This is a genomic window from Pseudomonas sp. 15C, assembly GCF_055484735.1.
Window position 1 is genome coordinate 239,660 of the sequence record NZ_JBUDGD010000001.1, and the last position, 18,294, is coordinate 257,953.

23 protein-coding genes are annotated in these 18,294 nt (G+C 62.2%); 8 read left to right on the forward strand and 15 right to left on the reverse strand.

Annotated features, from left to right (window positions below; all coding sequences use genetic code 11):
- Positions 1 to 13 precede the first annotated feature (13 nt).
- The 12 genes from ACYYKW_RS01125 to nrdR form a co-directional block, all read right to left on the reverse strand.
- The gene (locus ACYYKW_RS01125; protein ID WP_464989223.1) at positions 14 to 814 is read right to left on the reverse strand and encodes a cobalamin-binding protein; all 801 of its coding nucleotides are present in this window, start codon (positions 812 to 814) and stop codon (positions 14 to 16) included.
- On the reverse strand, positions 814 to 1,233 hold the full coding sequence (locus tag ACYYKW_RS01130) for an MFS transporter (RefSeq protein WP_336356058.1): 420 nt from the start codon (positions 1,231 to 1,233) through the stop codon (positions 814 to 816). Before ACYYKW_RS01130 ends, ACYYKW_RS01125 begins: the two co-directional genes overlap by 1 nt.
- Complete coding sequence (gene ribA, locus ACYYKW_RS01135; protein ID WP_336356057.1) at positions 1,230 to 1,847, reverse strand: GTP cyclohydrolase II; 618 nt, start codon at positions 1,845 to 1,847, stop codon at positions 1,230 to 1,232. Before ribA ends, ACYYKW_RS01130 begins: the two co-directional genes overlap by 4 nt.
- A 243-nt stretch (positions 1,848 to 2,090) precedes the next feature.
- A complete protein-coding gene (locus ACYYKW_RS01140; RefSeq protein WP_464989224.1) occupies positions 2,091 to 2,828 on the reverse strand; it encodes a substrate-binding periplasmic protein in 738 nt (245 codons plus the stop codon).
- 31 nt (positions 2,829 to 2,859) lie between these two features.
- Positions 2,860 to 3,363 (reverse strand): phosphatidylglycerophosphatase A family protein, encoded by a 504-nt coding sequence (locus tag ACYYKW_RS01145; protein WP_090286703.1) that lies wholly within the window; start codon positions 3,361 to 3,363, stop codon positions 2,860 to 2,862.
- Positions 3,360 to 4,325 carry a thiamine-phosphate kinase gene (thiL, locus tag ACYYKW_RS01150; protein ID WP_464989225.1) on the reverse strand — a complete coding sequence of 322 codons (966 nt, stop codon included), beginning with the start codon at positions 4,323 to 4,325 and terminating at the stop codon, positions 3,360 to 3,362. The genes ACYYKW_RS01145 and thiL overlap by 4 nt, the downstream gene beginning before the upstream one ends.
- Before the next feature lie 27 nt (positions 4,326 to 4,352).
- Positions 4,353 to 4,853 (reverse strand): transcription antitermination factor NusB, encoded by a 501-nt coding sequence (nusB, locus tag ACYYKW_RS01155; protein ID WP_039761889.1) that lies wholly within the window; start codon positions 4,851 to 4,853, stop codon positions 4,353 to 4,355.
- Positions 4,850 to 5,326: a 6,7-dimethyl-8-ribityllumazine synthase gene (gene ribH / locus ACYYKW_RS01160; protein WP_258447870.1), complete on the reverse strand. Its 477-nt coding sequence runs from the start codon at positions 5,324 to 5,326 to the stop codon at positions 4,850 to 4,852. The genes nusB and ribH overlap by 4 nt, the downstream gene beginning before the upstream one ends.
- 90 nt (positions 5,327 to 5,416) lie before the next feature.
- Entirely contained in the window at positions 5,417 to 6,508 is a 1,092-nt protein-coding gene (gene ribBA, locus ACYYKW_RS01165; RefSeq protein WP_093097920.1) for a bifunctional 3,4-dihydroxy-2-butanone-4-phosphate synthase/GTP cyclohydrolase II, read from the reverse strand.
- 21 nt (positions 6,509 to 6,529) lie between these two features.
- Entirely contained in the window at positions 6,530 to 7,192 is a 663-nt protein-coding gene (locus ACYYKW_RS01170; protein WP_464989226.1) for a riboflavin synthase, read from the reverse strand.
- A gap of 47 nt (positions 7,193 to 7,239) precedes the next feature.
- A complete protein-coding gene (gene ribD, locus ACYYKW_RS01175) occupies positions 7,240 to 8,370 on the reverse strand; it encodes a bifunctional diaminohydroxyphosphoribosylaminopyrimidine deaminase/5-amino-6-(5-phosphoribosylamino)uracil reductase RibD (protein WP_464989227.1) in 1,131 nt (376 codons plus the stop codon).
- Positions 8,367 to 8,831 (reverse strand): transcriptional regulator NrdR, encoded by a 465-nt coding sequence (nrdR, locus tag ACYYKW_RS01180; RefSeq protein WP_172833237.1) that lies wholly within the window; start codon positions 8,829 to 8,831, stop codon positions 8,367 to 8,369. The genes ribD and nrdR overlap by 4 nt, the downstream gene beginning before the upstream one ends.
- Before the next feature lie 128 nt (positions 8,832 to 8,959).
- Here nrdR and ACYYKW_RS01185 point away from each other — a divergent pair, with 128 nt between their 5' ends.
- The 3 genes from ACYYKW_RS01185 (at position 8,960) to trxA (ending at position 11,145) form a co-directional block, all read left to right on the forward strand.
- Positions 8,960 to 9,424 (forward strand): YbaY family lipoprotein, encoded by a 465-nt coding sequence (locus tag ACYYKW_RS01185; protein WP_090286712.1) that lies wholly within the window; start codon positions 8,960 to 8,962, stop codon positions 9,422 to 9,424.
- Positions 9,421 to 10,074 (forward strand): class I SAM-dependent methyltransferase, encoded by a 654-nt coding sequence (locus ACYYKW_RS01190; RefSeq protein ID WP_464989228.1) that lies wholly within the window; start codon positions 9,421 to 9,423, stop codon positions 10,072 to 10,074. The genes ACYYKW_RS01185 and ACYYKW_RS01190 overlap by 4 nt, the downstream gene beginning before the upstream one ends.
- Before the next feature lie 198 nt (positions 10,075 to 10,272).
- Positions 10,273 to 11,145, forward strand: a complete 873-nt coding sequence (gene trxA, locus ACYYKW_RS01195; protein ID WP_434709354.1) for a thioredoxin — start codon at positions 10,273 to 10,275, stop codon at positions 11,143 to 11,145.
- Between the two features lie 4 nt (positions 11,146 to 11,149).
- Here the strand turns inward: trxA and ACYYKW_RS01200 are convergent, their stop codons facing one another.
- Positions 11,150 to 11,509 (reverse strand): hypothetical protein, encoded by a 360-nt coding sequence (locus ACYYKW_RS01200; protein WP_464989229.1) that lies wholly within the window; start codon positions 11,507 to 11,509, stop codon positions 11,150 to 11,152.
- Positions 11,510 to 11,644: 135 nt separating this feature from the next.
- Here ACYYKW_RS01200 and ACYYKW_RS01205 point away from each other — a divergent pair, with 135 nt between their 5' ends.
- The 5 genes from ACYYKW_RS01205 (at position 11,645) to ACYYKW_RS01225 (ending at position 15,837) form a co-directional block, all read left to right on the forward strand.
- On the forward strand, positions 11,645 to 12,244 hold the full coding sequence (locus ACYYKW_RS01205; protein WP_464989230.1) for a DUF2796 domain-containing protein: 600 nt from the start codon (positions 11,645 to 11,647) through the stop codon (positions 12,242 to 12,244).
- 137 nt (positions 12,245 to 12,381) lie between these two features.
- On the forward strand, positions 12,382 to 13,092 hold the full coding sequence (locus ACYYKW_RS01210) for an ABC transporter ATP-binding protein (RefSeq protein WP_090286721.1): 711 nt from the start codon (positions 12,382 to 12,384) through the stop codon (positions 13,090 to 13,092).
- Position 13,093: 1 nt separating this feature from the next.
- Complete coding sequence (locus ACYYKW_RS01215; protein WP_258447866.1) at positions 13,094 to 14,359, forward strand: ABC transporter permease; 1,266 nt, start codon at positions 13,094 to 13,096, stop codon at positions 14,357 to 14,359.
- An 11-nt stretch (positions 14,360 to 14,370) separates the two neighbouring features.
- Positions 14,371 to 14,889, forward strand: a complete 519-nt coding sequence (locus ACYYKW_RS01220) for a DUF3299 domain-containing protein (protein ID WP_093097893.1) — start codon at positions 14,371 to 14,373, stop codon at positions 14,887 to 14,889.
- A gap of 249 nt (positions 14,890 to 15,138) precedes the next feature.
- The gene (locus ACYYKW_RS01225) at positions 15,139 to 15,837 is read left to right on the forward strand and encodes an OmpW/AlkL family protein (protein WP_016985285.1); all 699 of its coding nucleotides are present in this window, start codon (positions 15,139 to 15,141) and stop codon (positions 15,835 to 15,837) included.
- 369 nt (positions 15,838 to 16,206) lie between these two features.
- Here ACYYKW_RS01225 and ACYYKW_RS01230 read toward each other — a convergent pair whose 3' ends face one another.
- Together ACYYKW_RS01230 and ACYYKW_RS01235 are read right to left on the reverse strand one after the other, a co-directional pair.
- Entirely contained in the window at positions 16,207 to 17,139 is a 933-nt protein-coding gene (locus ACYYKW_RS01230) for an NAD-dependent epimerase/dehydratase family protein (RefSeq protein ID WP_464989231.1), read from the reverse strand.
- On the reverse strand, positions 17,132 to 18,016 hold the full coding sequence (locus ACYYKW_RS01235; RefSeq protein WP_093097887.1) for a sugar nucleotide-binding protein: 885 nt from the start codon (positions 18,014 to 18,016) through the stop codon (positions 17,132 to 17,134). The genes ACYYKW_RS01230 and ACYYKW_RS01235 overlap by 8 nt, the downstream gene beginning before the upstream one ends.
- Positions 18,017 to 18,294 lie beyond the last annotated feature (278 nt).

Sequence of the window (18,294 nt, forward strand, 5' to 3'; positions counted from 1 at the left end):
AGGCGCTGCGGTTTCAACGGTCGGGCGCGATCAACCGGCAAAGCTTCGCGGTTGCCTCAATCATCTGCCCGCTCGGTCTTTCAAGACCTTTGTCGATGACCAACAACAGATTCCCCTGCTTCACCGCCGCCACCTGCGGCCAGCTCTTCCACGCCTCCAGCTGCGGCTGATCCCCCGCCAGTATCAACTCGGGATCACGCTGCAACACTGCCTCGATACTCACCTGTGGCGCTGGCAAACTCAGGTCGGCGAAGACATTGCGCGCCCCGCACACTTCAAGCGCATCGCTGATGATCTGTCCGCCGCCAATGGTGTACAGCGGCTTGTCCCAGACCTGATAGAACATCCGCAACGGCACCTCACGGCGATAGCGCTGGCGCAGATTGGCGAGTTGTTGGCGCAAATAGTCCGCGCGCTTCAGTCCGCGCTCCGGTCGTCCCAGGCGCGTGGCGATGGCTTCGATCTGGTGTATGAGTTGTTCGAGGGAATGCGGTTCAGCCACGAAAGTCGCGATACCCAGGCGCTTGAGCTGATCACGCTGCGCCGCGCCGACACTGCCGGGCCAGAGCAGTAGCAGATCAGGTTTGAGGCTGAGCAAACGCTCGATGTCGAGCTGGCCGTAACGCCCAACCGAGGCCACATGCGCAATTTCGGCAGGCCTCTCCCCGGCATCGAGCACGCCGACCAGCAGGTCGGCTGAATCGAGTTCAACGACGATTTCGGACAGCGACGGGGCGAGGCTGACCACGCGCAGATCGGCCAACACCGGGCCAGCGCCGATCAGCAGCAGAACCGCCAGCCAGAGCCGGCGCATCAGCCGAGTTGACGCGGAATACGGTAGAGGTAAAACAGCACCGCCGTGGACAGCGCCAGCAACATCAGCGGCACCGCTTCGAGGCCGACGAACACCGCCAGCGCACCGATCCACGCTGGCAGGGAGGCGACCAGAAACGCCGCGCGACGGCGCGCCGCCAGCGCAATCCACGCCGCCGGTTCATCAGGCGTATCGAGGGCTTTTTGCGTGACGATCAGCGCATGCTTGTAGCGGCCGAAAAACTTCAGGCTGACGAACATCGACGCAACGCCGGCAATGAACAACGGCATCGCCAAGACGGGCAGCAGCCCCTCGCCCGCGCCGAACAACGCATTGATGACAAACAGCGGTACCAGCGCCAGCGCCAGGTATTGCCACCAGGCTACCGACAATCGGCGCCGCACCTGTCCGCGCGTCACGCGCGGTCGACCTCGCCCTGATGCTCGTTGCCCATCATGTGGTCGAGCTTGCTGGCCTTGGTCGCCAGGTAGAGTTTGTTGTGCGGGTTGTGGCCGGTGTGCAGCGGCACACGCTCGGCGACGACAATGCCCATCTCGGTCAAGGCTTTGACCTTGCGTGGATTGTTGGTCATCAGACGCAGGGATTTGACTTCCAGATGCTCGAGCATCGGCAGGCACATGGCGTAGTCGCGCTGGTCGGCAGCAAAGCCCAGACGTTCGTTGGCTTCAACGGTGTCGGCGCCGCCGTCCTGCAATTCGTAGGCGCGGATCTTGTTCAGCAGACCGATGCCGCGACCTTCCTGGCGCAGATACAACAGCACGCCACGGCCTTCGCGGGCGATCGCCTGCAGGGCGGCGTCCAGTTGCGAGCCGCAGTCGCAACGCTGGCTGAACAAGGCATCGCCGGTCAGACATTCGGAGTGCAAACGGCCGAGTACCGGAGCGCCGTCGGCAATTTCACCCAGGCTCAGCACGACGTGCTCGCGGCCGGTGGTTTCATCGAGAAACCCGTGCATGGTGAATTGCGCATAAGGCGTTGGCAGCTTGCAAGCGGCAACAAAGACGACAGGCACCGGTGTGCTCCTGATCTAAAAATTCTGAAAATTCGCAGGCCGGCATTGTAACAGCAGGTTCCTGTGGACGCTTAGGCTGAATTATCGGCGATAACGATCAAAAAGTTTGATGACAATGGCCTTGATCGCCCTCCCTGTAGGAGTGACCCTGCTCGCGATAGCGGACTTACATTCAACATTGATGTCGCCTGATCAATCGCTATCGCGAGCAGGCTCACTCCTACAAGGGATTTGTGTTGGGCTTCAGTTCGAGGTGAACGGATACGGCTGCTTCCACTTCTCGAAAACGGGCTTCAGCTCGCCACTCTTGACCAGTTGCGCCATACGCCGGTCATACAACGCCATCAGCGTTCTGGCCTGCGGGGTATCGGCGAAACCGAGGAACAGTGGCAACTCGGCCAGATGCGAATAACGGTACTGCGCCGGGTCCGCCGCATCGCGCACCACGGCTTCAACCTCGGTCCGCGCATCGATGTAGTAATCGGCCCGCCCCTGCCTGAGCATCGACAGAATGCCGCTGCGCCGCTCGATCTGGTTATAGCGCTTGATGTTAGGCAGGTAGTTTTCGTAGCGATAGCCGCGCACCCACGCCAAGCGGTATTTGCCCAGGGTCGCCTGGGTGGGTTCGGGACTGTTGGCCAGCCCCAGTGCGTAAATGTGGTCGGAATCGAAATTCCACTGCGGATACAGCACCTGCGGGGCTTCATCGCGGTAGGAGCCGACCAGCGCGTCGACTTCCTTCAATTGCACCAGGCCGATCGAGCGGGTATACGGCACCGTGCGAATGTCCAGTTTCACGCCGACCGGTTCGAACACTTTGCGCAGTACATCCCAGGCCAGACCATGGCCGTCGGCGGCGGTGTAGTCTTGCCAGTCTTCGCTGGCCAGATGGATCACCGCAGGCGTCGGCGCCGCTTCATGCGCATGGGCGAACGCGCCCAACAGAGCCAAAACCAGCATCGCCAACCCGCGTCGCAGCATTTACCTGTCCCTCACTTGCCCCTGACCCTGATCAGGCGAACAGCCATACCAGGCCCTGCATCGCCAGCCAGGCAAACACCCCGGCGAGCACGTCGTCGAGCATGATGCCGACGCCGCCATGCACGTGTTTGTCGATCCAGCGGATCGGCCACGGCTTGAGAATATCGAAGAAGCGGAATACCAGAAAACCGGCGAGCAGCCAGTACCAGCCTTCCGGCACCAGCCACAAGGTGATCCACATGCCGACCATTTCGTCCCAGACGATGCCTTCATGGTCATGCACCCGCAGATCATCGGCGACTTTGCCGCACAGCCAGAAGCCGAACAGCATGGTGATGCCGAGCATCAGCCAATAGCCCCAATCCGGCAGCATCTGCCACAACGGAATGAACGGCAGCGCCACCAGCGAGCCCCAGGTGCCCGGGGCTTTGGGCAGCGTGCCGGAACCGAAGCCGAACGCGAGGAAATGCCAGGGATTGCGCCAGACCGACGGCGGCACGAATTCAGCCGGAACCTGTTTCGGGTGATCTGTCACGGTGTCTCCTGAAAATGTTGATAACCGCGGGTATGCGGGATGATATCGCGACCGTCACGATCCAGCAGCACCACGCCCTGGCCGTCGCTGACGCGGCCGATCACATGGATCGGCCAGCCGGCCGCCAGCAGTGCCGGCAGTTCGACGGACGGCAGCGTGAAGGCCAGCACGTAATCATCGCCACCGCTGAGCGCCGCACGTTCGGCACCGTGCTGACCGAGAAACGCCACTAAGGCATCCGACAACGGTACACGCTCGCGTTCAATCTCAAGTCGCACCTTCGACGCCAGTGCGATATGACCGCAGTCGGCGAGCAGGCCGTCGGAGATGTCCAGCGCCGCTGTGGCTTTGCCCCGCAAGGCCTGACCGAGGGCCAGTTGCGGCTGTGGCGACCAGTAATGATCGAGCAGCGGCTGGGCGATTTCGGCCGCGGCGTCGCGTTGCCCCAGCACCAGCGGCAAAGCCCCGGCAGCATTGCCCAATTCACCGCCGACACAAAGCAGGTCGCCCGGTCGCGCGCCGCTGCGGGTCAACGCCTGGCCAGCGGTTACGCGGCCAAACACGGTAACTGTCAGGCTCAACGGCCCGCGCGTGGTATCGCCGCCAACCAGCGCCACGCCGCAACTCTGCGCCATGCGGTTCAAACCGCGGGCATAGGGTTGCAGCCAATCGGCGGTCACCGTCGGCACAGTCAGGGCAAGAGTAAAGGCTACGGGCGCGGCGCCCATGGCGGCCAGGTCACTGACCGCAACGGCCAGCGAGCGCTGACCGAGCAGAAACGGATCGCACGGGTCGGCGAAATGCACACCGGCCACCAGCGTATCGGTAGAAATGGCCAACTGTTCCCCGGCGGGAACCGCCAGCAAGGCACAGTCATCGCCAATCCCGAGAGCAACGCCTTCGCCGCCCTGCGCACAAGGCGCGGCGGCGAAGAAATTGCGGATCAGCTCAAACTCGCCCATGGCTGAGACAAAGTGCTCAAGCGCCGATCAGCGCTTGAACGCCTTCACTTCAGCTTCACGCAGGCGCGGGGCCAGCTTGTCGAGCACGCCGTTGACGAACTTGTGGCCGTCGGTCGAACCGAAGACTTTCGCCAGTTCGATACCTTCGTTGATCACCACGCGGTACGGCACGTCGACGCGCTTGAGCAGTTCCCAGGTGGACAGGCGCAGAACCGCCAGTTCAACCGGGTCCAGCTCTTCGATCGCCAGATCCAGGCAAGGCGTCAGGGCGGTGTCGATTTCGGTCTTGAACTGCGGAACCCCGTGCAGGATCTCGCGGAAGTAAGCGCCGTCGACATCGGTGAAATCGTTATCAACGCGAAACTGCGCTTCGATCTCGTTCAGCGATTGCTTGGCCATGTGCCACTGGTACAGCGCCTGAGTCGCGAGCTGACGGGCTTCGCGACGCTTGACGCTTTTCGAAGGCTTGCCGGCATCCGCAGGTTTCGGATCGCGCGGGTTGAAACGATCGCTTTCGTCGCTAATCACTTGGCCTCCAACTGCGCCAGCAGGCTGACCATTTCCAGAGCGGACAGGGCAGCTTCGGCACCTTTGTTACCGGCCTTGGTGCCGGAACGTTCGATGGCTTGCTCGATGGAATCGACGGTCAGCACGCCGAAAGCGACCGGCACGCCGAACTCCATGGACACCTGAGCCAGACCCTTGGTGCATTCGCCCGCCACGTATTCGAAGTGCGGGGTGCCGCCACGAATGACCGCGCCGAGGGCGATGATTGCGGCGAACTCGCCTTTCTGCGCGACTTTCTGCGCAACCAGCGGGATTTCGAAGGCGCCCGGTGCGCGGATGATGGTGATGTCGTTTTCGCTCACGCCGTGGCGAACCAGGGCATCAACGGCACCGCTGACCAGGCTTTCAACCACGAAGCTGTTGAAGCGGCCCACTACCAGAGCGTAGCGGCCTTTGGGGGCGATGAAGGTACCTTCGATGGTCTTCAGGGTCATTCGTCAGTTCTCTTAAAGAGCCGGGACGCGTCTGCTACGCGCCCCTCAGTGATTATTTGCCGCGAATCGGAGTCCGGAAACAGCCGGTCATTATTCGGAGGGCACGTATTCTACAACTTCCAGATCGAAACCGGATATCGCGTTGAACTTCATCGGTGCGCTCATCAAGCGCATTTTGCGCACGCCGAGGTCACGCAGGATCTGCGAACCGGCACCGACGATGCTGTAGGTGGTCGGTTTTTTCGGCGCCGGCTGATCGCCGGTTTCACGGATATGCGCCAGCAGCACGTCACCGTCGAGCGGGTGGCCGAGCAACAGCACCACACCGCTGCCCGCCTCGGCGACCGCAGCCATGGCGGCGCGCAGGCTCCAGCGGCCCGGTTGCTTGACCATCAACAGGTCGCGCAGCGGGTCCATGTTGTGCACGCGCACCAGCGTCGGCTCTTCGGCGCAAACAGTACCCAGGGTCAGTGCCATGTGCACGTCGCCTTCCACCGAATCACGATAGGTGACCAGGTTGAATTGGCCCAGTTCACTGTCCAGCGGCTGCTCGGCAATCCGCTGAACGGTACGTTCGTGGATCATCCGATAGTGAATCAGGTCGGCAATGGTGCCGATCTTGATGTTGTGCTCGGCAGCGAAGGCTTCGAGTTCGGCACGACGGGACATGGTGCCGTCATCGTTCATCACTTCGCAGATCACCCCGCTTGGCTCGTAACCGGCCATGCGCGCCAGATCGCATGCGGCTTCCGTGTGGCCGGCGCGTGCGAGGGTGCCGCCGGCCTGGGCCATCAGCGGGAAAATGTGGCCCGGGCTGACGATGTCTTCAGCCTTGGCATCTTTGGCGGCAGCCGCTTGCACGGTGCGCGCGCGGTCAGCGGCGGAGATGCCGGTGGTCACGCCTTCGGCGGCTTCGATCGAGACGGTGAACTTGGTGCCGAAGCCGGAACCGTTGCGCGGCGCCATCAACGGCAGCTTCAACAGCTCGCAGCGCTCACGGCTCATCGGCATGCAGATCAGGCCACGGGCGTGCTTGGCCATGAAGTTGATGTGTTCAGCCTGGCAGCACTCGGCGGCCATGATCAGGTCGCCTTCGTTCTCGCGGTCTTCGTCATCCATGAGGATGACCATTTTGCCTTGGCGGATGTCTTCAACCAGTTCTTCGATGCTATTGAGCGCCACAAGGCACCCCCTTCTTTTGAATTATTTGAGGTAGCCGCTTTGGGCCAGAAAGCTTTCGGTGATCGTGCTGCCGGCGGTCTTCTCGGCGGCCTTGTCACCCAGCAGCAGACGCTCCAGATAACGCGCCAGCAGGTCGACCTCAAGATTCACCCGACGACCTGGCTTATACGACGCCATGATGGTTTCGCTCAGGGTGTGCGGAATGATCGTCAGCATGAATTCGGCGCCATCGACGGCATTCACAGTCAGGCTGGTGCCGTCGACGGTGATCGAGCCTTTGTGGGCGATGTACTTGGCCAGTTCCTTTGGCGCGCGGATGCAGAATTCCACGGCACGGGCGTTGTCGCTGCGCGACACCACTTCGCCAACACCGTCGACGTGGCCGCTGACCAGATGTCCGCCGAGACGGGTGGTCGGGGTCAGGGCTTTTTCCAGATTGACCGGGCTGCCGCTTTTCAGGTCGTTCATGGCGGTGCAGTCGAGGGTTTCGCGGCTGACGTCGGCGGCAAAACCGTTGCCTGGCAGCTCAACCGCGGTCAGGCAGACGCCGTTGACGGCGATGCTGTCGCCGAGTTTGACGTCGCTCAGGTCGAGCTTGCCGGTGTCGACATGCACACGCACATCACCGCCCTTGGGGGTCAGTGCACGGATGCTGCCGATGGATTCGATGATACCGGTGAACATGGAGTTCTCCTTGAGAACGGGGCCAGCGCTAAGGCGATGGCCGGGAATTATACGCGCGCCGTAGGGACAGGGCGGGCAGTGACTCGCCAGTCATCGCCGACCGCGCGGATTTCAGTGATTTTCAGCTCCGGCGCATCCTTCATGGAGGCCAGCGGCCAGTCGAGCAGCGGACGCGCCGTGGAGCCGAGAAACTTGCCGGCGATGAAAATCACGAATTCGTCGACCAGACCGAGCTGCGCGAAAGCCCCGGCCAGACGCGGGCCGGCCTCGACCAGCACCTCGTTGACGCCGCGATGGGCCAGCTCCAGCAGCAGCTGATGCAGGTCGACCTGACCATCGTCACCCGGCACGATCAGACATTCCGGGCCGTTGGCGTACTGCTCTTCGACCGCCACGCAGGTGGCGACCAGCGCCGGGCCGGCCTTGAAGAACGGCGCATCCAGCGGCACCCGCAGGCGGCCGTCGATCAGCACGCGCAACGGCGGCCGGCTCATGACTTGCGCGGTTTGCTCGGCGTCCAGCCCTAACTCGTCAGCACGCACGGTCAAGCGCGCACCGTCGGCCAGCACGGTATCGGCGCCGGTCAGCACCACCGCCGCCTCGGCACGCAAGCGCTGAACCGCCGAACGCGCCGCCGGGCCAGTGATCCACTGGCTCTCGCCGCTTTCCATTGCGGTGCGGCCATCGAGGCTCATCGCCAGTTTGACCCGTACGAACGGCAAACCATGTTCCATGCGTTTCAGAAAGCCTTGATTGAGCGCGCGCGCTTCGGCCTCCAGCACGCCGCTTTCGGTGGCGATGCCGGCATCGGCCAGGCGCTGCAAACCGCGTCCGGCGACCTGCGGATTGGGGTCGCGCATCGCTGCCACTACCCGCGCCACGCCGGCACTCACCAACGCATCGGCACACGGCGGCGTGCGGCCGTGGTGGCTGCAGGGTTCGAGGGTGACATACGCGGTGGCGCCGCGGGCCTGCTCACCGGCAGCGCGCAACGCGTGAACTTCAGCGTGAGGTTCGCCGGCGCGTTCATGCCAGCCTTCGCCGACAATCTGCCCGTCGCGCACCACCACACAGCCGACCCGTGGATTGGGATGGGTGGTGTAGTGACCCTTGCGCGCCAGTTCCAGCGCGCGCGCCATGAAATGCGCGTCGAGGATGGCCTGCTCGGCGGCAGTCATTCTTGCACCGGTTCGCGGGCGAGGCGGTCGATCTCTTCGCGGAATTCGTTGAGGTCCTGGAAGCGTTTGTACACCGAGGCGAAACGGATGTAGGCGACTTCATCGAGCTTTTGCAGTTCGGCCATCACCAGTTCACCGACAACGAGGGATTTGACCTCGCGCTCGCCGGTGGCGCGCAACTTGTGCTTGATGTGGACCAGAGAGGATTCGAGGCGCTCGACGCTCACCGGACGTTTCTCCAGCGCGCGCTGCATGCCGGCACGGAGTTTTTCTTCGTCGAACGGCTGACGGCTACCGTCGGTTTTGATCAGGCGCGGCAACACCAGTTCGGCCGTCTCGAACGTCGTGAAACGTTCGCCGCAGGCCAGGCATTCACGCCGGCGGCGCACCTGTTCGCCCTCGGCGACCAGACGCGAGTCGATGACCTTGGTGTCGTTGGCACCGCAGAAGGGACAGTGCATGGTGGCTGGCAACAAAAAAAGGGAGGGCCATGGTAGCGCATCCCGGTGGCAAGACAAGCCATAGCCTTTGCGGTATACAGAACGGCATGATCGTTTGATCCACGGAATTCATTTTGCCGGAGCCTCCAATGCCGTTACGTCCCCTCGTATTGCTCAGTCTTTTCAGCCTGCTGGTGGCCTGTGGCAGCGACGCACCCAAGCCCCAGCCGCCGACACCTGGCCCTGCACCACAGCAGGCACAGAAAAAAGCCAAAGAGGCCGCCGAGCTCGGCCCGCTGCCGGCCTATCAACGGGAATTGAGCGGCACCCTGCAAGGCGTACCCGCCGGGGCCGAAGTCGAGTTGGCGCTGCTGGTGATCGATGAAAAGGATCGCCCGCAACAATTGCTTGCCAGCTCGAGCCTGATCGGCACCAATCAGCTTCTGCCTTTCCGCCTGCGCTTCAACCCCGAGGCCTTCCCGGCCGGTGCGCGGGTTGAGCTGCGTGGGCGCGCCAGCCAGTCCGGTCAGTTGATCCTGCATCTGCCGTCGCAGACCATCACCCAGCCGACCACCCAGGCGCTGGGCCAACTGCAATTTGTCAAAGCCCCATGACGGCACCGCTCGACCTGCAACAGGCCTTGGGCGAATTGCTCGGCGACGCCAGACTGAAAGCCTGCGCGTTGCCGGGCACCGATTTGCAGCTGTGGTTGATCGACGGCGACAACATGGCCCGCGAATTCAGCCAGGAAGAAACCCAGCGCATCCTGCACGACCCGCCCTACTGGAGTTTCTGCTGGGCCAGCGGGCTGGCGGTGGCGCGCTATCTGGCGGCGTTTCCCGAGTGGGTGCGCGGCAAGCGCGTGCTGGATTTCGGCGCCGGTTCCGGGATTGCCGGGGTCGCGGCGGTGAAAGCCGGCGCGCTGGAAGTGGTGGCCTGCGATCTCGATCCGCTGGCGATTGCGGCGTGTCGGGCGAATGCTGTGTTGAATGATGTCGAGATGAATTACTCGACCGATTTCTTCGCCGAGGCTGATCGTTTCGATCTGATTCTGGTCGCGGACGTGCTGTATGACCGGGCGAATCTGCCGCTGCTCGATGCCTTTCTCAGCCGTGGCCGCGAGGCGCTGGTGGCGGATTCACGGGTCCGGGATTTTCGCCATCCGTTGTATCAACGGATCGAGATGCTGGAGGCGATGACCCTCCCCGATCTGGCCGAGCCCGAAGAGTTTCGGCATGTCAGCCTCTACCATGCGCGGCGCTAGCTAAAAGCATCGCGGGCAAGCCCGCTCCCACAGTGACCGAGTCGAACCAACATTTGGTATACGACACAGAACCCTGTGGGAGCTGGCTTGCCAGCGATGGCGTCTTGCTTAGCGGTACACCTCTCAAATCTGCCCCGCTTCCGGCCACACCCCACCAAGCCTTATAGTTGCCCCATCCACGCTTTGACGAGATCCCCCATGAGTGAGCAAACGCCGTACATCTTCGACGCCACGACGGCCGATTTCGACCAGTCGGTGATCGAGGCTTCTTTCAACAAACCGGTGCTGGTGGATTTCTGGGCCGAATGGTGCGCGCCGTGCAAGGCGCTGATGCCGATGTTGCAAGGCATCGCTGAGAGCTATCAGGGCGAGTTGCTGCTGGCCAAGGTCAATTGCGACGTCGAGCAGGACATCGTTGCCCGCTTCGGCATTCGCAGCCTGCCGACCGTGGTGCTGTTCAAGGACGGTCAACCGGTCGACGGTTTTGCCGGTGCGCAACCGGAATCCGCAGTGCGCGCGCTGCTGGAACCGCACGTGCAAATGCCGCCACCGGCTGCGGCCGATCCGTTCGAACAGGCTCAGGCGCTGTTCGATGATGGACGCTACGCCGACGCCGAAGCGGCGCTGGTAGCCATGCTCCAGGAGGACAACAGCAACGCCAAGGCACTGATTCTGTATGCGCGCTGCCTGACCGAACGCGGTGAGCTGAGCGAAGCGCAGACCGTGCTCGACGCGGTCAAGAGTGACGAGCACAAAGCCGCACTGGCTGGCGCCAAGGCGCAGATCCAGTTCCTCGGGCTGGCCCGCGACCTGCCTGACGCCGCCGAGCTGAAAAGCCGTCTGGCGCAAAACCCGCAGGACGATGAAGCGGCCTATCAATTGGCGATCCAGCAACTGGCGCGTCAACAGTACGAAGCGGCGCTGGAAGCCTTGCTCAAACTGTTCATCCGCAATCGCAGCTACGGCGAAGGCTTGCCGCACAAGACCCTGCTGCAAGTGTTCGAGCTGCTCGGCAACGATCATCCGCTGGTGACCGCTTATCGCCGCAAGGTCTTCGCTGCGCTGTACTAAGCGCTCACTCGACCCAGCTATAGAGCGGCGTGTCGGCGCCGCTCTGCACTTTCACCTGCGAACTGTGGCGCAAGCGCACCAGCAAGCGCTTGCCCGCCGCCGCACTGCCGGTCAGCCCTTCCAGTTGATCAAGCAAGTCCGGCCCGCTGAGCTGCCCGGCCTGGCGCAACAGATCCTTCGCCACCTGCCACAACTCATCGTCCTGCCCCTGCGGTTTCGCCGCCGGCACCGCTGCAGCCGCCTCAGACTGAGCCAGCGGCGCCTGAGCACTGAGCGCCGAACCAAGCCTGACCCAGTCACTGTCATCCAGCTCCACCGTCAAATCCACCGGCAGCGCGCCGACGGTTCCGCGTATCCGCAACATTGAATTCGCTCCTGCCTTTTTCCGACCTGCATGCTCCCACGGGACTTGTGTAACGCCAAGCACACGGGCAAACTCTGCGCACTTTCGTTATAAGATTACATAACAAACTTTTCACTTTACGTCCCGGAGTTCGCCATGCGTCGTTTGTTGCTCGCTTTGCCGTTTGCCCTGTTGCCGCTGGCCGTTGCCTACGCCGCTGACGAGCATGACCACGATCATGATCATGAGCACGGCAGCCTCGGCGCCCATGAGCATGGCGTGGGTCGACTGAATGCTGCGCTCGATGGCCAGACTCTGGAGCTTGAGCTGGAAAGCCCGGCGATGAACCTGGTGGGTTTCGAGCATGCGGCCACTTCGGACGCTGACAAGGCCAAGGTCGCTGCCGCTCGTGCGCAGCTGGAAAAACCGTTGGCGCTGTTCAGTCTGCCTGCGGCGGCCGGTTGCAAGGTGGCAAGTCAGGAACTGGAAAGTCCGCTGTTCGGCGACAAGCCGGATGCAGACGATCATGACGAAGATGAAGCGGGCAAGGATGGCCACGAGCATCACCATGAGCACAGCGAAATCCATGCGCACTATCAGTTCACTTGCACTACGCCTGGTGCGCTGAAGACGCTGGATCTGACGAATCTGTTCAAGACCTTCCCGGCCACACAGAAGATTCAGGTACAACTGATCAGCGCCAGCGGCCAGCAAGGTACGGAAGTGACGGCCAAGGCGGCGTCGCTGAAGTTCTGAACTGTATGAAGATCCCCCGTAGGAGTGAGCCTGCTCGCGATAGCGGTTGTCAGACAACTTGATCTCAACTGACACGACGCTATCGCGAGCAGGCTCACGCCTACAAAAGCGTCACTCAATTACCTGACCGGTTGCACATGACCCAAGCACTCATCGAACTGTCCGACCTGGGCTTCAACTGGCCCGGTCACCCGCCGTTGCTGGACATTCCGGCGTTTCGCCTGGAAGCCGGCGAGACCCTGTTTCTCAAAGGCCCGAGCGGCAGCGGCAAGACCACCCTGCTCGGCTTACTCGGCGGCGTGCAGAAGCCGGGCCGTGGCAGCATTCGCCTGCTCGGCCAGGAGCTGACCGAGCTCTCCGCCGGTGCCCGCGACACCTTTCGTGTCGACCACACCGGCTACATTTTCCAGCAGTTCAACCTGCTGCCGTTTCTTTCGGTGCGCGAGAACGTCGAACTGCCCTGCCATTTTTCGAAACTGCGTGCCCAGCGAGCGAAACAGCGCCATGGCAGCGTCGATCAGGCCGCCGCGACCCTGCTCGCGCATTTGGGCTTGAAGGACGAAAGCCTTCTCAGCCGCCGTGCCGATTCGTTGTCGATCGGCCAGCAACAACGGGTCGCCGCTGCGCGTGCACTGATCGGCCAGCCGGAGCTGGTGATCGCTGACGAGCCGACTTCGGCGCTGGATTACGACGCCCGGGAAAATTTCATTCGTCTGCTGTTCGCCGAATGCCGCGAAGCCGGTTCCAGCTTGCTGTTCGTCAGCCACGACCAGAGCCTGGCGCCGCTGTTCGATCGTCACCTGTCCCTGGCCGAACTCAATCGCGCCGCCACGTCTGCCGAGGTCTGAGATGTATCTGTTTCGTCTGGCCATGGCCAGCTTGGCCAACCGCCGTTTCACCGCTTTGCTCACTGCGTTCGCCATCGCTTTATCGGTGTGTTTGCTGCTGGCGGTCGAGCGCGTGCGCACCGAAGCCAAAGCCAGTTTCGCCAGCACCATCAGCGGCACCGACCTGATTGTCGGCGCACGCTCCGGCTCGGTGAATCTGTTGCTGTACTCGGTGTTCCGCATCGGCAATGCCACCAACAATATTCGCTGGGACAGCTTCGAACACTTCGCCAACAACCCGAAAGTGAAGTGGGCGATCCCGATGTCTCTCGGCGACTCCCATCGTGGCTACCGCGTGATGGGCACCACCGAAGCCTATTTCGAGCATTACCAGTACGGCCGTCAGCAGCACTTGGCGCTGGCCGACGGACGCGCGTTTGCGACAGATCCGTTCGAAGTGGTGCTCGGTGCCGAAGTCGCCGAAGCGTTGCACTACAAGCTCGGCGACAAACTGGTGCTGGCCCACGGCGTGGCGGCGATCAGTCTGGTCAAGCACGACGACAAACCGTTCACCGTGGTCGGCATCCTGCAGCGCACCGGGACCCCGGTCGATCGCACGTTGCACATCAGCCTCGGCGGCATGGAAGCGATCCACATCGACTGGCACAACGGTGTGCCGGCGCGCGGCAACGGCCGGATCACCGCGGATCAGGCGCGCAACATGGACCTGACGCCGCAAGCGATCACCGCGTTCATGCTCGGTCTCAACAGCAAGATTTCCACTTTCGCACTGCAGCGCGAGATCAACGAATTCCGCGGTGAGCCGATGCTGGCGATTCTGCCGGGCGTGGCACTGCAGGAATTGTGGAGTCTGATGAGCACGGCGGAAAAAGCCTTGTTCGTGGTCTCGCTGTTTGTCGTGCTGACCGGGTTGATCGGCATGCTCACGGCGATTCTCACCAGCCTCAACGAGCGTCGCCGCGAGATGGCGATTCTGCGTTCGGTGGGGGCGCGGCCATGGCACATCGCGAGCCTGCTGGTGCTCGAGGCGTTTGCCCTGGCATTGACCGGGGTGATCGCCGGACTGGCGCTGCTGTACATCGGCATCGCCGCCGCGCAGGGTTACGTGCAGGCCAATTACGGTTTGTATCTGCCGCTGGCGTGGCCGAGCGAGTATGAATGGACGCTGCTCGGTGGCATTCTGGCGGCCGCGCTGCTGATGGGCAGCGTGCCGGCCTGGCGTGCTTACCGCCAATCTTTGGCCGATGGCCTGTCGATCCGTTTATGAGGAAGTCCACCATGCCCCGCGCCGTGCTCGCGCTGCTGTTGATAATTGCCCTGCCCGTTTGGGCAGCAGCGCCGAAGGACCTGACATGGTCGGAAATGATTCCGCCGGACGCCGCACCGGAAGTACCGAACATGACCCCGCTGCATGACCTGTCGAAGATGGGCGATGCGCTGTCGGCCGAATCCGCCCCGGCGGCCAAGCAGGACCTGCCGAATGCGCCGGTGGTACAGAGCCTCGACGGCCAGAACATTCGTTTGCCAGGCTACATCGTGCCGCTGGAAGTCAGCGAAGAAGGCCGCACCACGGATTTCCTGCTGGTGCCGTATTTCGGCGCCTGCATCCACGTGCCGCCCCCGCCGTCGAACCAGATCGTGCACGTGAAAAGCGAACTCGGCGTGAAGCTCGACGAGTTGTATCAGCCGTACTGGGTCGAGGGGCCGTTGCAGGTCAAGGCGTCGAGCAGCGAACTGGCGGATGCCGGGTATCAGATGGAGGCGCAGAAGATTTATGCGTATGAGCTGCCGGAGTAAATCCCGGTGGTTTTGTGCTGTTTGCAAGGGCCTCATCGCTGGCAAGCCAGCTCCCACAGGTTTCGTTGGTGATCACAAAATTTGTGAACGACTCGATCACTGTGGGAGCTGGCTTGCCAGCGATTGGGCCCTGGAAGTCCCCACAAAACTTCACCCCTTCACTGTTTCATTGAGCTGAGTCAAAAGACCGGATCAGTTGGCTTCGTACCATAGGGCATCAGATTTTTCTTATGTCCTTTCGGAGCCCCCATGAACAAGTCCTTGCTCAGCGCCTCGCTGTTTGCCCTTGCGCTCGCAGCCCCGCTCGCCCACGCCCACGAGGCCGGCGATATTCTGATCCGCGCCGGTGCGATCACCGTCAACCCGAAGGCCGACAGCTCCAGCGTCAAGGTCGATCAGGGTCCGTTGAGCGGCGCGAATCTGGGCGGCAAGGCGACCATGAGCAGCGACACCCAACTGGGTCTGAACTTCGCTTACATGCTCACCGACCATGTCGGCCTCGAACTGCTCGCGGCCACGCCGTTCGAGCACGACGTCAAGCTCAAGGGCACCGCCCTGCCGGCTGCCAATGGCAAACTCGGCACCCTGAAACACTTGCCACCGACCCTCAGCGTCGTGTACTACCCGCTGGATTCGAAATCGGCGTTCCAGCCCTACGTCGGCGGCGGCATCAACTACACCTGGATCTATGACGAGCACGTCGGCAGTGAAGCCAGCGCCAACGGGTTCAGCAACTTCAAGGCGAAAAACTCCTGGGGCCTGGCCTGGCAGGTCGGTGCCGACTACATGCTGACCGACAACATCATGCTCAACGCCCAGGTGCGCTACATCGACATCGACACCCGCGCCACCGTCGAAAACAACGCCGTCGCGCCGGGCACTCGCGCTCGGGTCAACGTCGATGTCGATCCGTTCATCTACATGGTCGGTTTGGGCTATAAGTTCTGAGTCGATTGACCGAACGTTCACGTGGTGGTGAATGAGGCTTCGTGGCAGGCAGGCCTGGAACTGACGACGACGGTACGCCGTTGATCGGGGGACAATGTCCCCTTGCCACTGGGATGGATTGTTTATTCCGGCCATGAAAAAGGCGCCTGTTGAAGGGCGCCTTTTTCATGTCTGCCTGGAATGCGTGGTGAGTTTGAGTCTACCCCCTCACCCCAGCCCTCTCCCGAGGGAGAGGGAGCCGATTTGGAGTCCTTCAAAACCTGAGTTCGACTTGGTATTTCAAGTCGGCGTATTTCCCACAAACACCTCAATCAGTCCCCTCTCCCTTTGGGAGAGGGTTAGGCGGGCGGCGTTCCGATGAGGGTGCTATTAGCCACGCCCCAACAACCGCGCCAACCCCACACTCATCGGCGTCTGCCGCGGCATCTCAAACCGCTCCAGCAGTCGCCGGTTATCCGCCCGCGAATGCCGGATATCACCCGCCCGCGCCGGGCCATAACTGATCGGTGGCAGCTCACCGACCACCACTTTCAATGCTTCGAGCATCTGCTTGAGGCTCATCGACTGGTTCCAGCCAACGTTCACCGCGCCTATTTCCACCTGAGGCTTTCCAATCCCCTGCACCAGCAGACTGACAAGATCCTCGACATAGAGAAAATCGCGCGTCTGCTCGCCATCACCAAACACGGTGATCGGCAAACCTTGCTGCGCACGCTCGCTGAAAATGCTGATGACCCCGGAGTACGGCGAGGACGGATCCTGGCGCGGGCCGAAGATATTGAAGAAGCGGAAGATCACCGGTTCCAGGCCATGCTGGCGGCGATAGAAATCGAAATACTGCTCACCGGCGAGTTTGTCCGAGGCGTACGGTGTCAGCGGGGCTTTCGGCGTGTCTTCGTTGATCGACTCGCCCTCGCCGTTGTTGCCATAAACCGCAGCACTGGAGGCGTACAACACCCGTTTGACCCCGGCCAGACGCATCGCTTCGCAGACATTCAGCGTACCGATGAAATTGCTCTGGTGAGTCTTCACCGGATCGTCCACCGACGCTTGCACCGACGCCACCGCCGCCAGATGGGCGACCGCGCTGCAGCCGTGCATGGCTTGCGCCACCAGTGCTGCATCGGCGACATCGCCGACGATCAACTCGACTTTGAGATTATCCAGCGGCAGGTTGCTGCGTTTTCCGGTCGACAGGTCGTCGAGCACCCGCACCGAGTGACCCTTGGCGAGCAACGCGTCGGTCAGGTGCGAGCCGATGAAACCGGCTCCGCCGGTGATTAGAACGATACCTTCAGCCATGACGGTAGAACCTGTCCAGTAAGCCCGGGAGTGCGGCACGCCAGGCGCGCGGCTTGATCCCGAAAGTGTGCAGAATTTTCTTGCAGGCCAGCACCGCGTGTTGCGGCTCTTCGGCAGCGTCGGGCCGCGCGGCGTGTGCCTGGGCGGTCGGCGCTTCGATGGCCAGCGCGTGCAGGCTGCGTGCTTCGGTGAGAATCGCCTGGCCCAGCGCCAGCGGCGTGGTCGCTTCGTGGCCGGCGTAGTGATACGTGCCCCACAGCGGTGCCGCGCAATCGAGTTGCTTGAGCACCGAAATGATCACCCGTGCAGCGTCGTCGACCGGCGTCGGGTTGCCGCGACGGTCATCGGCCAGCAGCAATTCTTCCGGTTGCTCGGCGCGGGCGAGAAAACGCCCAAGGGTGCCGTCCGGGCTGTCATCGAGCAGCCAGCCGAAACGCAGCAGCACATGTTGCGGGCACGTGGCGCGTACGCTCTGTTCGATACGCCACAAGGCCTGGCCGCGCAGGCCCAGCGGCACCGGCTCGTCTTTTTCGCTGTAGGCGGTAGCGCGCGAACCGTCGAACACCCGATAACTCGACGGCTGCACGAGGACGATGTTGTGGTGCTGGCACAGTTCGGCCAGACGTTCGATCGCACGTTCCTGCCCGGCCATGCGGGTTTCGCTGACGGTCTCGGCCTGGAACCAGTCGAAATAGTAGGCGAGGTTGATCAACGCATCGGGACGGGTGTCGTCCAGCAGTTGCGTCAGGCTCGCGGCATCCCAGCCGTTTTCGGGCGGGCGGGGGGCGAGGAAACCAATGTCTTCCTCCGCACCGAGGCGAATCAGCGCCTGCCCAAGGGCATTTCCGCCGCCCAGTAACATAAGGCGCATTCGCATAGAGTCAGCAGGCCCAGTCTGATTGGAACGATGGCTTTAGCAACGGATCTCGTGGAACCGTCGTCGATAATTGCCGGAATCGTTGCATTTTGCGGGTTTAGTGCGCAACCGTCATCCGTAATGTGCAGATCCCGCAATTTGTATTGAGGCAACCGGCCTCATCGCTGGCAAGCCAGCTCCCACAGGTTCTGTGCCAGGCATGAATCCTGTGGGAGTTGGCTTGCCGACGATAAGGGCTCGACTGTCTCTGAAGATCCCCAGCGGTACTTGCATCTTCC

What these genes read in the sequence shown, in the direction of transcription:
- ACYYKW_RS01125 (WP_464989223.1), bottom strand. Translation starts at nt 814, where the DNA reads ATGCGCCGGCTCTGGCTGGCGGTTCTGCTGCTGATCGGCGCTGGCCCG.
- ACYYKW_RS01140 (WP_464989224.1), bottom strand. Translation starts at nt 2,828, where the DNA reads ATGCTGCGACGCGGGTTGGCGATGCTGGTTTTGGCTCTGTTGGGCGCG.
- thiL (WP_464989225.1), bottom strand. Translation starts at nt 4,325, where the DNA reads ATGGGCGAGTTTGAGCTGATCCGCAATTTCTTCGCCGCCGCGCCTTGT.
- ribH (WP_258447870.1), bottom strand. Translation starts at nt 5,326, where the DNA reads ATGACCCTGAAGACCATCGAAGGTACCTTCATCGCCCCCAAAGGCCGC.
- ACYYKW_RS01170 (WP_464989226.1), bottom strand. Translation starts at nt 7,192, where the DNA reads ATGTTCACCGGTATCATCGAATCCATCGGCAGCATCCGTGCACTGACC.
- ribD (WP_464989227.1), bottom strand. Translation starts at nt 8,370, where the DNA reads ATGACTGCCGCCGAGCAGGCCATCCTCGACGCGCATTTCATGGCGCGC.
- nrdR (WP_172833237.1), bottom strand. Translation starts at nt 8,831, where the DNA reads ATGCACTGTCCCTTCTGCGGTGCCAACGACACCAAGGTCATCGACTCG.
- ACYYKW_RS01185 (WP_090286712.1), top strand. Translation starts at nt 8,960, where the DNA reads ATGCCGTTACGTCCCCTCGTATTGCTCAGTCTTTTCAGCCTGCTGGTG.
- ACYYKW_RS01190 (WP_464989228.1), top strand. Translation starts at nt 9,421, where the DNA reads ATGACGGCACCGCTCGACCTGCAACAGGCCTTGGGCGAATTGCTCGGC.
- trxA (WP_434709354.1), top strand. Translation starts at nt 10,273, where the DNA reads ATGAGTGAGCAAACGCCGTACATCTTCGACGCCACGACGGCCGATTTC.
- ACYYKW_RS01200 (WP_464989229.1), bottom strand. Translation starts at nt 11,509, where the DNA reads ATGTTGCGGATACGCGGAACCGTCGGCGCGCTGCCGGTGGATTTGACG.
- ACYYKW_RS01205 (WP_464989230.1), top strand. Translation starts at nt 11,645, where the DNA reads ATGCGTCGTTTGTTGCTCGCTTTGCCGTTTGCCCTGTTGCCGCTGGCC.
- ACYYKW_RS01210 (WP_090286721.1), top strand. Translation starts at nt 12,382, where the DNA reads ATGACCCAAGCACTCATCGAACTGTCCGACCTGGGCTTCAACTGGCCC.
- ACYYKW_RS01215 (WP_258447866.1), top strand. Translation starts at nt 13,094, where the DNA reads ATGTATCTGTTTCGTCTGGCCATGGCCAGCTTGGCCAACCGCCGTTTC.
- ACYYKW_RS01220 (WP_093097893.1), top strand. Translation starts at nt 14,371, where the DNA reads ATGCCCCGCGCCGTGCTCGCGCTGCTGTTGATAATTGCCCTGCCCGTT.
- ACYYKW_RS01225 (WP_016985285.1), top strand. Translation starts at nt 15,139, where the DNA reads ATGAACAAGTCCTTGCTCAGCGCCTCGCTGTTTGCCCTTGCGCTCGCA.
- ACYYKW_RS01230 (WP_464989231.1), bottom strand. Translation starts at nt 17,139, where the DNA reads ATGGCTGAAGGTATCGTTCTAATCACCGGCGGAGCCGGTTTCATCGGC.
- ACYYKW_RS01235 (WP_093097887.1), bottom strand. Translation starts at nt 18,016, where the DNA reads ATGCGAATGCGCCTTATGTTACTGGGCGGCGGAAATGCCCTTGGGCAG.